Source organism: Arthrobacter sp. Dra40, from assembly GCF_059091905.1.
Genome location: NZ_JBNHHB010000010.1, coordinates 27,001 through 40,045 on the forward strand (window position 1 = coordinate 27,001; position 13,045 = coordinate 40,045).

At 65.1% G+C, this 13,045-nt stretch carries 13 protein-coding genes; all 13 read right to left on the reverse strand.

The annotated features are described in order from the left end of the window. Positions 1–52: 52 nt before the first annotated feature. Positions 53–913, reverse strand: coding sequence for a twin-arginine translocase subunit TatC (gene tatC / locus AC5RWT_RS07285; protein WP_494043783.1), 861 nt, complete (start codon positions 911–913; stop codon positions 53–55). A gap of 5 nt (positions 914–918) precedes the next feature. Further along, complete coding sequence (tatA, locus tag AC5RWT_RS07290) at positions 919–1,203, reverse strand: Sec-independent protein translocase subunit TatA (RefSeq protein ID WP_364647605.1); 285 nt, start codon at positions 1,201–1,203, stop codon at positions 919–921. A 42-nt stretch (positions 1,204–1,245) separates the two neighbouring features. Then, on the reverse strand, positions 1,246–1,581 hold the full coding sequence (locus tag AC5RWT_RS07295; RefSeq protein ID WP_494043784.1) for a hypothetical protein: 336 nt from the start codon (positions 1,579–1,581) through the stop codon (positions 1,246–1,248). A gap of 10 nt (positions 1,582–1,591) precedes the next feature. Next, a complete protein-coding gene (locus AC5RWT_RS07300) occupies positions 1,592–3,589 on the reverse strand; it encodes a helix-turn-helix transcriptional regulator (protein WP_494079725.1) in 1,998 nt (665 codons plus the stop codon). A gap of 112 nt (positions 3,590–3,701) precedes the next feature. Next, positions 3,702–4,097 (reverse strand): FKBP-type peptidyl-prolyl cis-trans isomerase, encoded by a 396-nt coding sequence (locus AC5RWT_RS07305; protein WP_494079726.1) that lies wholly within the window; start codon positions 4,095–4,097, stop codon positions 3,702–3,704. 73 nt (positions 4,098–4,170) lie between these two features. Further along, positions 4,171–5,079: an FKBP-type peptidyl-prolyl cis-trans isomerase gene (locus AC5RWT_RS07310; protein WP_494079727.1), complete on the reverse strand. Its 909-nt coding sequence runs from the start codon at positions 5,077–5,079 to the stop codon at positions 4,171–4,173. An 88-nt stretch (positions 5,080–5,167) separates the two neighbouring features. Next, on the reverse strand, positions 5,168–6,529 hold the full coding sequence (gene pafA, locus AC5RWT_RS07315) for a Pup--protein ligase (RefSeq protein ID WP_494079728.1): 1,362 nt from the start codon (positions 6,527–6,529) through the stop codon (positions 5,168–5,170). Positions 6,530–6,531: 2 nt separating this feature from the next. Next, positions 6,532–7,263, reverse strand: coding sequence for a proteasome subunit alpha (gene prcA, locus AC5RWT_RS07320; RefSeq protein ID WP_494079729.1), 732 nt, complete (start codon positions 7,261–7,263; stop codon positions 6,532–6,534). A gap of 2 nt (positions 7,264–7,265) precedes the next feature. Then, a complete protein-coding gene (gene prcB, locus AC5RWT_RS07325) occupies positions 7,266–8,102 on the reverse strand; it encodes a proteasome subunit beta (RefSeq protein WP_494044185.1) in 837 nt (278 codons plus the stop codon). Between the two features lie 3 nt (positions 8,103–8,105). Continuing rightward, on the reverse strand, positions 8,106–8,306 hold the full coding sequence (locus AC5RWT_RS07330; RefSeq protein ID WP_494079730.1) for a ubiquitin-like protein Pup: 201 nt from the start codon (positions 8,304–8,306) through the stop codon (positions 8,106–8,108). 43 nt (positions 8,307–8,349) lie between these two features. Continuing rightward, positions 8,350–9,966 carry a depupylase/deamidase Dop gene (gene dop / locus AC5RWT_RS07335; RefSeq protein WP_494079731.1) on the reverse strand — a complete coding sequence of 539 codons (1,617 nt, stop codon included), beginning with the start codon at positions 9,964–9,966 and terminating at the stop codon, positions 8,350–8,352. After that, positions 9,963–11,720: a proteasome ATPase gene (gene arc / locus AC5RWT_RS07340; protein WP_494044186.1), complete on the reverse strand. Its 1,758-nt coding sequence runs from the start codon at positions 11,718–11,720 to the stop codon at positions 9,963–9,965. Before arc ends, dop begins: the two co-directional genes overlap by 4 nt. Before the next feature lie 265 nt (positions 11,721–11,985). Next, complete coding sequence (locus AC5RWT_RS07345) at positions 11,986–13,026, reverse strand: tRNA (adenine-N1)-methyltransferase (RefSeq protein ID WP_494043791.1); 1,041 nt, start codon at positions 13,024–13,026, stop codon at positions 11,986–11,988. Positions 13,027–13,045 lie beyond the last annotated feature (19 nt).

Consider the following 13,045-nt stretch of genomic DNA (forward strand, 5'->3'; position numbering starts at 1 on the left):
GCTTAAACGTGCGCGCCTGATGGGTGTGCTTGGCGCCGACGAGCCGCAAGCACTATTGGGCGCCGTCCGGCTTCCGGTCATCGGCTTCCAGTTGGTCGAGCGGCGTGGCCTGGTCGAGCGTGGCGGCGACTTCGGCTTCGCGCGCCGCGCGCCGCTTCTCGCGCCGCTTGTCGTTGATCAGGCTGATCCCGGTGGCCACGAAGAACAGCGCCAACAGCGGTCCGGCCAAGAGGAACATGGACATGGCATCCGGGCCGGGAGCCGCCATCGCAGCGACCAGACAGACCAGGAACACCACAATCCGCCAGCTCTTAATCACCCGGCGGCCGGACAGCAGTCCGGCGAAATTCAGCCCAACCAGCACCACCGGGAGCAGGAACGCGACGCCGAGCGACAGGAACATCCGCATGACGAAGGTCAGGTAGTCGGTGGCCAGGATCTGGTTCACGCCGCCCTGCGGGGTGAACATGGTCAGGACCTTCACGATCTCCGGCAGCACAATCCAGCCGAAGTAGATCCCGAGCAGGAACAGCGGCACGGCGGCGAGCATGAAGCCCAGCGTGTAGCGGCGTTCCTTGGTTTTGAGGCCCGGCGTGATGAAGCCCCAGATCTGGTAGATCCACACCGGCGAACTGACCAGCAACCCCAGGAAAATGGAGACCTGGATCTTTAGATCGAAGGGTGAGCCGACGCTGCCGTAGTTGATTTCGGCGCGCCGGCCCTTTTCCGCCGAGATCTCCATCAGCGGCTGCTGGACCGCCACCATGACCGGGTCATAGAGGAACCAGCCGACAATGGCCCCCAGCAGGACGGCGACGCCGGCAATGATCAGCCGGTTGCGCAGTTCTTTCAGGTGCGCCCTGAGCGGCATCCGCCCCTCAGGGTTGGCCTTGCGGCCCTTCTTACCGGCCACGGCCCTTACTGCTGGTGCGGCGATGGGGATCCACCGTTCGCATTCGGCGCCTGGCCGCGGTTGTCAGTGTTGTTGCGTGGCGGGTTGACCACACGGCCCTCGACCGGCTCCGAGTCCGGGCCGGCAGCAGATGTGTCGTCGTCCTTCATCTGCTTCACCTCGGACTTGAAAATCCGCATGGACTGGCCCACGCTGCGGGCGAGGCCGGGCAGCTTCGGTGCGCCAAAGAGCAGCAGCACAATGATGACCAGAATAATGATGGTCCAAGGGTTATCGAAGAGTCGTCCCATGCGTGGTTCCTTTCGTCTACTACATCTTATGCCATGGCGGGATCAGGAAAGCCGCAGATCATGCAGGGACTGCCGCTGCCCCCGGGCCGCCCGACGGGCCACCCGACGCTGCCGACGCTGCTCGCGGCGCTGCTCCTTGCCGGCGGCGTATTCCGCCTTCAGCGCGGCGGGGTCGGCGAAGATAGCCGGCCGTGGATGATGCGGCTCTGCCAGCGGCGGTTCCGCCTGCAGGCCACTCCCCAGCCGCTCCGCCGCAGCCTCGAATTCGCGCAAAGTTCGCATGAACTGGCGGAAGATCCGCCAGCCCAACAGGGCCATGAAAATGATGGCCAGCGCACAGAGGGCAACCCAAAGAAGAATCCAGAACCAAAGGGGCATGCTGTCCACTCTAGCTTCCGCCGGGAGCCGCTGCCGCGCGGTAGGCCTCCAGCGCCTGCCGCAGCCATTCCTGCGTCTGCTGTGCCACGTCGTCGGGCTCCAGCACCACCACTTCGCCGCCGTGGCGGGCCACCAGGCCGGCCAGCACCGCCGTGGTGGACAACCGGATTTCGGCCGCCAGCGAACCGTCCTCCATGACCGCCCGGCGCCGGGCGTTGTACTGGTCGGCCAGTTCGGCCAGGCGCTCGGAGATCTTCAGCACCACCACCTGGTCCGTCTCCTGCGGGGTGAACAGGCTATCCGGGAATTCGCTGCTGCGCTCGGCGGGAGGCTCAAAATGCTCCCCGGTCTCGGTCAGCGCACGCATCCGGTCCACGCGGAACTGCCGCACGGCCTGCTGGCGGTGGCACCAGGCCTCGGTGTACCAATGGCCGTCCACGGCGAAAACCCGCAGCGGATCGATCCGGCGGGTAGTCATTTCGTCCCGCGACGGCACCAGGTACTCAATCTCCACGCTCCGCCCCGCGGCCGCGGCTTCCTGCAGCGCGAGCACCTCGGGCGCGCGTTCCTCGGCGGCCAGATCCGCCGCGACGGCGGTATGCCGGCCGGCTACCCCGCCGGCTGCCGCCAGCAGTTTGCTCAGCGCACTGCGCAGCGCGGGCTGCTCCCCTACCCCGGGCACCGTCTCCAAAGCCTGCAGACCCACCACCAGCGAGAGCGCCTCGTCCAGGCTCAGCCGCACCGGCTGGTCGATCTCATCGGCGTTGTTGATCGAGATGGTGCCGTCTTCCCAGAACGCTTCGATCAGCTGGTCCGGACCATAGCCGGGAGTCCCGCAGACAAAGAGCAGGTTGAGGTCTTTGATTAGCTGGGTGGTGCTGATGTCGAACTTCTGGGCTGTCTCCTCCAGCGGCACTCCCGGATTGGCGGTGACGTAGGAAACCAGGTCCAGCAGCCGCGGCAGATGGTCCAAGGAGCCCGTCTTCCGTGACGGGCGTGACGTGTCCTCCTTCAGCGAGTACGACGGCGGTCCTTCGGTTGCGGCGGCCAGGGCACCTTCCAGCCGGCGAACCACCGCGTTGCGCAGTTCGTCCGGTTCCTGCACCCAGGCGTTGGCACCATGCGAGGCAATTTCCTCGGCCAGCACTTCTACGTCGCCGTAGCCGAGTTCCACCGCATCCCAGCCTGCCGGCGGCAGGGCGGTTTCGGCAGCCGCAGCGGACGAACGCAGCGAGTTGGCCTTGTCCTGGCGGAGCAGAAGCACCGCAGTGCCATGGTCCTGCGGCGCCTGCAGCCCCGCCAGCACTGCCCGCATGGTGAAGTCCTCGGGGATGTTGTAGGTCCCGGACAGCTTCTTCACGGTGGACGTCACACGGGACAGCCGGAAGGTGCGCTGGGCGTCCCGGTCCAGGTCGCGGCCGGCCAAGTACCAGTGCCCGTACCGGTTGCCCAGCCCCCAGGGCTCAACCCGACGTTGCTGCGGCTGGCCGTCCCTGGGAGACCGGTAATCGAAGGAGACCGGCGTATGCGCCAACACTGCCTTGAGCATTGCCTCGAAGGCCGGTTCCGCCGTGCGGATGCGCGGCTCCACGCCGATCAGGGGATCGCCCTCCGCCAGGGCTCCCTGTACGTCGAGCCGGCGGACGGCCCGGGCGGCCGCGGAACCCAGCGAGGCCTGCTGCCACAGGCGCGACGCCAGCGAGAGGACGGCGGTTTCCTGCGGGCTGAAATGGAGCTCCGGCAACCGGTACTTGTGCCGGTCGATCCGGTAGCGCAGCCCGCTTTGGTCGTTTTCGTACAGCGTGTCGTCCGGGAACGTCTCCACCGGTACGCCCATTTCCCGCAGGTCTTCTTTGTCCCGCTCGAACAGACGGTTGAAGGCATCGTCGCCGGTTGCCTCTCGATACGGCGGAATCAGCGCGCGCAGTTCCTCCTTGCTGTAGCCGCGCCGGCGTTCCAGCAGCGCGATCAGCAGGTTCAGGAGTCGTTCGGTTTTGGTGGCGGACATAGTTGAAACGTTACTGGTTGCGGGGCTTTCGGAACGAAGTTAACGACCAGGGGCGGAGTAACGATGAACTAACGTTCACCGCCGCTCCGCCCCTGGCAGGCTTGAGGACGACCTAGCGGACGCCGAGCAGATCAACCACGAAGATCAGCGACTCGCCCGGCGCGATGGCCGATCCTGCGCCGCGGTCGCCGTACGCCAGGTGCGCCGGAATCTCCAGCCGGCGCCGCCCGCCGACCTTCATGCCCAGCAGGCCCTGGTCCCAGCCCTGGATGACCTGGCCGACACCGACGCGGAAGTCCAGCGGTGCGCCGCGGTTCCAGGAGGCATCGAACTCTTCGCCGGTGGACCAAGCAACGCCCACGTAGTGGGTGGAGACGGTGTCGCCTGCTTTGGCCTCGGCGCCGTCCCCCACGATGATGTCTTCGATCACCAGGTCCTGTGGGGTATCGGTCCCGGGGAATTCGATTTCAGGTTTGGTGCGGTCATAGTCGCGCTGGCCAAAAGACATGCTGAACCTCTCTTGCTTGACGTGTATGCGGTGCTGCCGACGGCTACGTTACCGTACCGCCCGGCCTGCTCCGCTACTTCACGTCGGTTAGCTCCACATAGAAGATGAGGTCGCCGACAGCATCCCCCTGGCCTTGGACGTAGGCCATTTCGGTGGGGATGGACAGCATGACTTTGGTGCCTTCCTTGAGGCCGGTCAGGCCCTTGGTCCAGCCTTCAATCACGCCGTCGAGCGGGAATTCTGTAGCTTCTCCGCGGGAGAAGCTGGAGTCGAACTCGGTGCCCTCGGACCAGTTCCATCCGGCGTAGTTGGCCTTCACGGTACTGCTTTCCGTGGCTTGCTTGCCGTCGCCTTCTTCGATTACCTTGACGATCAAGTTGTCCGGTGCGTCGTTGCCCTCAGGAATCTTAACCGAGGGAACACCTTTCTTGTCGAGGGTGACCTCGGGCAGCTTGCCGGCCTTGTCCAGTTCGGCGACTTCGGCTGCATCCGCCTTGACGGCCTTATCCCTGACGTCCTGCACGGTCAGGAACAGAAGCTGCGGGTTCTGCGCGGGAGCAGAGGCGCTGCTGGCCTCCGGCGGCTGGACGTAGTAGGCAATCTGGCTGCCTGGATTTGCGCCCAGCAAAGCGTCGTACAAGGCCGGGTCGGCGGTTTTGAAGCCCTCGCTCAGTTCCACAGTCTGGTCGACCGGGCCGGAGTAGGTCTCGCCCAACTGTTCACCGGAGACGGCGTCCTTGGCCAGCAGCCGGTATCGGATCCACTGGCCGTCGGTGGCGCCGTCGCCCTTGCCCTCGGTGATGACTTCGGCACTTGAGTCGGGCAGTTCCAGCGGCGCGGAGAAGTCGACTGTGGGCGCGGCGCCCTCGGCGCCGGATTTCACTGTGATGTCGTCCAGACTGTCCGAGCCGGATTCGGTGCTGCCGCTGCACGCTGTCAGGAGCAAGGCTGCCGGCAAGAGGATGGAGAGTATTTTGCGCACAATCGACTTTCTTATCGCGGAACACGTGGGCTTGAAGGACATTCTCGCAGAGAAATCTGGGGATCCGCTCTGAACCTTCCGCGAACGGTCACAAGGTGGCGAGAAGTGCCTCGACCCGCGGGTCCTCGCTCCTGAACGGATCCTTGCACAGGATCGTCTGCTGTGAGCGGTCGTTGAGCTTCAGATGGACCCAGTCGACGGTGAAGTCGCGGCCGTTCTCCCGGGCCGCCCGGACAAAGTCGCCACGCAGCTTGGCACGGGTGGTCTGCGGCGGATGGTCCATCGCGTTCTTGACGTCCTGTTCCTCTACCACCCGGGCCACCTCGCCGCGGGACTGCAGCAGGTGGTACAGGCCGCGCTTGGCCGAGATGTCATGATAGGTCAGGTCCACTTGGGCGATGCGCGGCGAATCCAGGTCGATCGACTGGCGGTCCATGATCCGGTTGATCAGCCGTTTCTTGATCGCCCAGTCGATCTCCCGCTCGATTCCGCTGTGGTCTCCCGACTCGACCGCGGCCAGCGTACGCTCCCACAGATCCAGGATGCGTTCCACGTGCGGGTTGTGCGCGCCATTGGCTTCGACGAACTCCCGCGCTTTGGACAAGTATTCCTGCTGCATGGCCAGCGCGGACATCTCCCGCCCGCTGGCCAGCTTCAGCGGTTTGCGCCCGGTCAGGTCATGGGAGATGTCGCGGATGCTGCGGATCGGGTTTTCCAGCCGGAGATCGCGCATGATCAGTCCGGCTTCGACCATCCGCAGCAGGAGATCCACCGACCCGACCTTCAGCATAGTGGTGGCTTCGGACATGTTGGAGTCGCCGTTGATGACGTGCAGCCGCCGGTAGTATTCGGCGTCTGCGTGCGGTTCGTCCCGGGTGTTGATGATCGGCCGGGAACGGGTTGTGGCCGAGGAGACGCCCTCCCAGATGTGGTCGGCCCGCTGCGAGAACGCGTAGATGGAGCCGTTTTGGGTCTTGAGCACCTTGCCGGCGCCGACCAGGATCTGCCGGGTCACCAGGAACGGGATGAGGATGTCGGCCAGCCGGGAGAACTCGAGTTTGCGCGGGATCAGGTAGTTCTCGTGGCTGCCATAGGAGTTCCCGGCAGAGTCGGTGTTGTTCTTGAACAGATAGACCCTGCCGCCGAAGCCCTCGCGGGCCAAGCGTTCCTGGGCTTCGTTCATGAGGTCTTCAAGGATCAATTCGCCGGCCCGGTCGTGCGCTACCAACTGGGCGACGTCGTCGCATTCCGCGGTTGCATACTCGGGGTGGGATCCCACGTCCAGATAGAGCCGGGACCCGTTGGTCAGGAAGACGTTGGAGGACCTGCCCCACGTGACGACCCTGCGGAAGAGGTAGCGGGCCACCTCTTCGGGCGAGAGCGGGCGCGAATCCGGCGCCGAATAGGAAATGCCGAACTCGGTCTCGATCCCGAAGATCCGTCTGTCCATGGCTAGCCGTCCGTTCCCTCGCCCAAAATCTCGGTTAGTTCAGCGGTCGCAAACCGGCGGAATGCGCGCTGGCTCCCCCGGCTGGACAGCGGGTCGCGGTCCAGCACAGCAACTTCCAGTCCCTCGGGACGCAGTTCTTTAGCCGGTCCGGCATCCTGCTCGCCGGTTCTGCCGGACAGGGCGGCCACCGCGGCCCGGACCGCCCCGGCATAGTCCCGGCCGTCTGCCCAGTCCCCGCGGAGGGTTTCGCCGACGGCTTCGGCATCGCCGCCCATCACCACGAACCGGCGTTCGTCGGCGATGGATCCGTCGAATGTGAGCCGGAACAGGCGGTCCTCGGCCGGCGTAGCGCCGACTTCGGCAACCGCGAGCTCCACCTCAAACGGCTTGGTGTCGGCGGTAAACACCGCACCCAGGCTTTGTGCGTAGACGCTGGCCAGGCCGCGTCCGGTCACGTCCTCACGGTCGTAGGAGTAGCCGCGAACGTCCGCGTAGCGTACGCCTGCCTGGCGCAGGCTCTCGAACTCGTTGTATTTGCCGACGGCCGCAAAGGCGATGCGGTCGTAAATCTCGCCGATCTTGTGCAGCGACGGCGAGGGGTTTTCGGCAACCAACGCGATCCCGTCCAAGCAGCTGAGCACCACCACCGACCGGCCGCGGGCAATGCCTTTGCGGGCGAAGTCCGCCCGGTCCTTCATCAATTGCTCGGGCGATACGTAGAACTGCTGCGTCATGCCTAAGCCTCCCGTCCGACGACGGTTCGCCCGGCGATCACGGCTTCGGACGTCGCGGCGAGTTCACGCTCGGGAATCCGGCGTGCGCCGGCGGCATTGACGGTGTAGATGACCGGCCACAATTGCCGCACGGCATCCGGGCCTCCCGTGGCCGAGTCGTCGTCGGCAGCGTCGTACAGGGCTTCGATGGCGACGCGAACAGCGGCCTCCTCCTCCAGATTCGGCTGCCACAGCTTCTTCAAAGCTCCGCGGGCAAAGACCGAGCCCGACCCCACGCTGTGGTGCTCCTGCTCCTCATAGCGGCCGCCGGTCACATCGTAGGAAAACAGCCGGCCCACCCGGCGCTCCCCATCGAAGCCGGCAAACAGCGGAATGACGGCCAGACCCTGCATCGCCATCGGCAGGTTCGACCGGATCATCGCGCCCAGCCGGTTCGCTTTGCCCTCAAGGCTCAGCAACGTGCCTTCGATCTTCTCGTAGTGCTCAAGTTCCACCTGGAACAGTCGGGTGATGTCGAGCGCAATGCCGGCGGTGCCGGCGATGCCCAGCACCGAATAGGAATCTGCCGGAAAAACCTTCTCGATGTGCCGGCTGGCGATGATGTTGCCCATCGTTGCCCGGCGGTCACCGGCCATCAGCACGCCGCCGGCGAAGGTCATCGAGACGATCGTGGTGGCATGGGGCACCATCGGTGCCGCTCCCGGCGGCAGTTGCTGGACCCCGCGGGCACCCGGCAGCAGATCCGGCGCCGTACGTGCCAGATACTCGCTGAAGGAGGCGGTCGCGGAGTGGGAGATCTGGGCGAATACAGAGCCCGGGCCGCCGGCCGGCATGTTCATCAATTACTGCCCGCCCTTCTGCACGAAACCGCGCACGAATTCTTCTGCGTTCTGTTCCAGCACGCCGTCGATCTCGTCCAGCAGATCATCCGTGCCTTCGGTCTCGGCCTGCGCGGCAGGTGCGGCAGGCTCAGGCGTGGGCTCGTCGTCGTACGCTTCGTCTTCGCGGCGGGAGTCCGCGTTCTTGCGGTCCTGGGTTGCCATGATGGCCTCCTTATGGTGTGACGATCGAGGTGTTCCCTCATGCTTATGTTGCCACGTGCGGCTCGTTGCTGGGCCCCAACAACGCCGTAATAAAATCCTCCGCGGATGAGGCCTCCTCGAAAAGCCTTCCGGTCAGCTCGCGGTTGCCGCGCAGTGGTTCACGGGTCGGGATGCGCTGCAGCCGCCGCCGGTCGGGAAGGTCGAAAATCACGGAATCCCAGCTGGCGCCGACCACCTCCTGCGGGAAATGTTGGATGCACTTTCCGCGGAAGTAGGCCCGGGTGTCTTCCGGCGGCTGGCTCACGGCGGTGTTGATCTGTTCGTCGGTCAGCAGCCGCTGGATCCGGCCGCGCGCGGCCAACCGGTGGTAGAGGCCTTTTTCCGGGCGCACGTCGGCGTACTGCAGGTCGATCAGCCCCAGCCGCGGATCGCCCCATTCCAGGCTGTCCCGATCCCGGTAGGCGTGCAACAGCTTCAGTTTGGCCACCCAGTCCAGTTGGTCTGCGGCGCTCATCGGGTCGTGCCGCAGAACCTCCAGCACCGAAGCCCAGCGCCGGAGCACCTCTGCGGTCTGGTCGGTATCGGTGCCGTGCCGCGTACAATGCTCCACGGCCGCCTGCAGATAGATCTCCTGCAGGTCCAGGCCGGTGACCATGCTGCCGTCGCTGAGCGCGACTTTCTGCTGCAGCGAAGGGTCGTGGCTGATCGCCTGCAGCGCCTGCACCGGGTCGGCCAGCTGCACGTCCGGGGCTTCACCATGTTCGATCATGGACAGCACCACGGCCGTGGTGCCCATCTTCAGGAAAATCGACACTTCGCTCAGGTTCGCGTCGCCGATGATCACGTGCAGCCGCCGGTACTTGTCCGCGACCGAGTGAGGCTCGTCGCGGGTGTTGATGATGGGCCGGCGGATCGTTGTCTCCAACCCCACCTCGGCCTCGAAGAAGTCCGCGCGCTGGCTGATCTGGTACCCCGGTGTGCGGCCGTTGGTGCCCAGTCCGACCCGGCCGGCCCCGCACACCACCTGCCGCGAGACGAAGAACGGGACCAACCCGGTCACAATCTGGTTGAACGGCAGGCTGCGCGGCATCAGGTAGTTCTCATGCGCGCCGTAGGAGACCGACTTGTTGTCCGTGTTGTTCTTGTACAAGTTCACCGGCGAGAACCCCGGCGTCGCGGCGATCCGCCGCAAGGCGGAAAGCACGACGGCGTCGCCCGCCTTGTCCCAGCGCACCGCGTCCAACGGGTTGGTCACCTCCGGCGAGGAGTATTCCGGGTGCGCGTGGTCCACGTAGAGCCGCGCGCCGTTGCTGAGCACCATGTTCATCAGCACGCCGGAAGACTCGTCCGTATAGAACTCGTTGGCCGCCGCCCGGCCGCCGGCCAGCGCTATCTGTTCGGCGTCCAAGACCGGCGGCACGTCCGTCAACTGCGACGGGTCGGCCTGATCCCGCGAGAGGTCGAAGCCACGGGCATCGTGCAGCGGCTCCTCATCGGTATAGTCCCAGCGGGTGCCGGCCAGATTGCCCAAGCCCTTGCGCATGGTCGCCGCGTACGCGTTGATCACCTGCGAGGAGAGCACCGTGGAGTTGGCCAGCGGTTCGCCCGGAGCGTGGATGCCATACTCCGTCTCCGACCCCATCACCCGGTAGACGCTCATAGGTATTGCCCCGTATTCGGCATCGTTTCGATGGACTTGCCGGCCTCCTGCCCGGCCTTGCCCTGCACAATGGTTCGGATGTACGTGATCCGTTCGCCCTTTTTGCCCGAAATCCGGGCCCAGTCGTCGGGGTTCGTAGTGTTGGGCAAGTCCTCATGCTCGCGGAACTCGTCCACCACTGCACGCAGCAGATGTTCGATCCGCAGGCCCTTCTGCTGGTTAATCAGCAGATCCTTGATGGCATTCTTCTTGGCCCGGTCCACGACGTTCTGGATGACGGCGCCGGAATTGAAGTCCTTGAAGTAGAGCATCTCGGTGTCGCCGCTGGCATACGTGACTTCCAGGTACTCATTCGACTTGTCCGTGGAGTACATTTCCTCAACCGTGCGCTGGATCATCGCCTCGATGGTTGCCTTGCGGTCCTGGCCGTGCTCGGCCAGATCTTCCGCATGGATGGGAAGGTTGGTGGTGAGGTACTTGGTGAAGATGTCCGCGGCGGCCTCGGCGTCCGGACGATGGATCTTGATCTTCACGTCCAGCCGTCCGGGGCGCAGGATTGCCGGGTCGATCATGTCCTCGCGGTTCGAGGCGCCAATGACGATCACGTTCTCCAGCTTTTCCACGCCGTCGATCTCGGAGAGCAGCTGCGGCACGATCGTGGTTTCGACGTCGGACGAGACGCCGGTGCCGCGGGTCCGGAACAGCGAATCCATCTCATCGAAGAACACCACCACCGGGCTGCCATCGGACGCCTTCTCGCGGGCCCGAGCGAAGATCAGCCGGATGTGGCGCTCGGTCTCGCCCACATATTTGTCCAGCAGTTCCGGTCCCTTGATGTTCAGGAAGTAGCTGCGGGTGTCCGTGCCGTTGCGCTCGATCGCCTTGGCAGCCAGCGAGTTGGCAACGGCCTTGGCAATCAGCGTTTTGCCGCAGCCCGGAGGTCCGTAGAGCAGGATGCCCTTGGGGGCCTTCAGCCCGTGCTCGCGGTACAGGTCGGGATGCAGGAAGGGCAGCTCGACGGCGTCACGGATCTGGTCGATCTGCGGACCCAGTCCGCCGATGTCCTCGTAGGAGATGTCCGGAACCTCTTCGAGGATCAGGTTCTCCACCTCGCTGCGCGGGATCTTCTCCAGTGCGTAGCCGCTGCGGGCGTCGATGGAGACGGCGTCGCCGACCCGAAGCCGCTGAGGCAGCAGGGCCCCGGACAGTTTGACCACCCGTTCTTCATCTGCCCTGCCGACCACGAGGATGCGGTGGCCGTCGAGCATTTCCTTGATGGTGACCAGCTCGCCGGAACGCTCGAAGCCGAGCGCGGCAATCACCGTCAGCGATTCGTTCAGCAGGACTTCCTGGCCGGGCCCGAGCTGGTCCATGTCGACCAGGGGGCTGACCGCAACGCGGAGCTTGCGTCCGGACTGCACAATGTCCACACTCTCCTGCACCATCGCGGCGTTGCTGATGCCCGGGCGCGGCTTCTGAGCCTTGTGAACGTCGGTGATGGTGGCAAAACTGAAGGGTGTTTCACCGTCTCGTTCGAGGGCGGACTTGAGCCGCATGATCTCCGTCTTGGCGGCCTCAAGCGTGGCGACCAAACGGGAATTGTTCTGCGTGGCTGCAGCAAGTTGCTTGTCGAGGTGGCGCAGCTTGTCGCGCAGCACGTTGATCTGGCGCTGCGCGATCGTCAGCGCGTCGCGCTGTTCGTCCTGTTGTTCAGCCGGTGCCGGTTCATTGTTTTGGTTCTGGTTGTCCTTCATCACCGCGACCCGCTTCCTTGAATCGGTTCTTCCCTAGACCCTAACGGGCGCCTGAGCCGCCTGCACGTGTCTACGAAAAGAAACGCCGAATCGAAACATGGAATTCCAACGTCCGGCACGTAGAACCTGTTGCCTGCTGTCGGATCATTACGCGAGATAACGAAAACGCTGCCCCGTTGGTGCCCGATTCGGCGAGATTGCAGCACCTGAATTCGGGCGCGGCGCTAGCCCGGGCCGGGCCGAGCGCCTGGATGCCCCTGCCCGACTAGTCGGTTTCGGGGTTGACGTCCTTAAACGCGCCGCGCTGGACAGTGGACGCGGCGTCCTTGGCCACCCGGCGCAGCCGCTTGTCCGATACGGTCCGCTCCCCCAGGCCCTCGGCATTCCAGTCTTCTTCGTTGCCGGTCCAGACCTGCACGTCCTCGGCGGCGAATTCGGTCTTGGACGGACGGCGTTTGGGCGTCAACCCGGTCACGCCGCCGGCCAGCCGCCGGGCGGTAAGCAGGAAGCCGGTGTGCGCCACCATCCGGTGGTCGGGCCGAACGGCCAGCCCCTCCAGATGCCAGCCCCGGACCATGGACTCCCACCCTTCGGGTTCGGTGAACCGGCCGTCTTCGCGGATGGCTTCGGCCGTGCGGGACAACTGGGTCACGGTGGCAACATAGTTGATCCACACTCCCCCGGGCGCCAGCACCGTGGCCACGGCGTCCAGGCATTCCCACGGCGCCAGCATGTCCAGCACCACGCGGTCCACGCTGCCGGGTTCCTCGGCCTTGACGACTTCATCCTGGAAGTCGCCCAGCGAGATTTGCCAGGCCGGGTGCGGTCCACCGAAGAAGGTTTCCACATTGCCGCGGGCGACGTCGGCGAATTCTTCGCGGCGTTCAAACGAATGCAGCCGCCCGCCGTCGCCCACCGCGCGCAGCAGGGAAATGCTCAGTGCGCCGGAGCCGACCCCGGCTTCCACCACCCGGGCACCGGGGAAGATGTCCGCCATGGTGACAATCTGCGCGGCGTCCTTGGGATAGACGACGGCGGCGCCCCGCGGCATGGACAGCACGAAGTCCGACAGCAGCGGACGCAGCGCCTGGTAGCGGTGGCCCACCGTGTTGGCCACGACGGTCCCTTCTTCCAGGCCGATGATTTCGTCGTGCGGCAGGAACCCCTTATGCGTATGGAAAGCGCCCCCCGGCGTGAGGGTGATGGTGTTCATCCGGCCCTTTTCATCCGTGAGCTGGACCCGTTCGCCGGGCCGGAGCGGTCCGCGTCGCTGGTCGGCGCCGTGCGGGCTGGTGAAGGAGCTCATGCGTGAATCACTTCCGGTT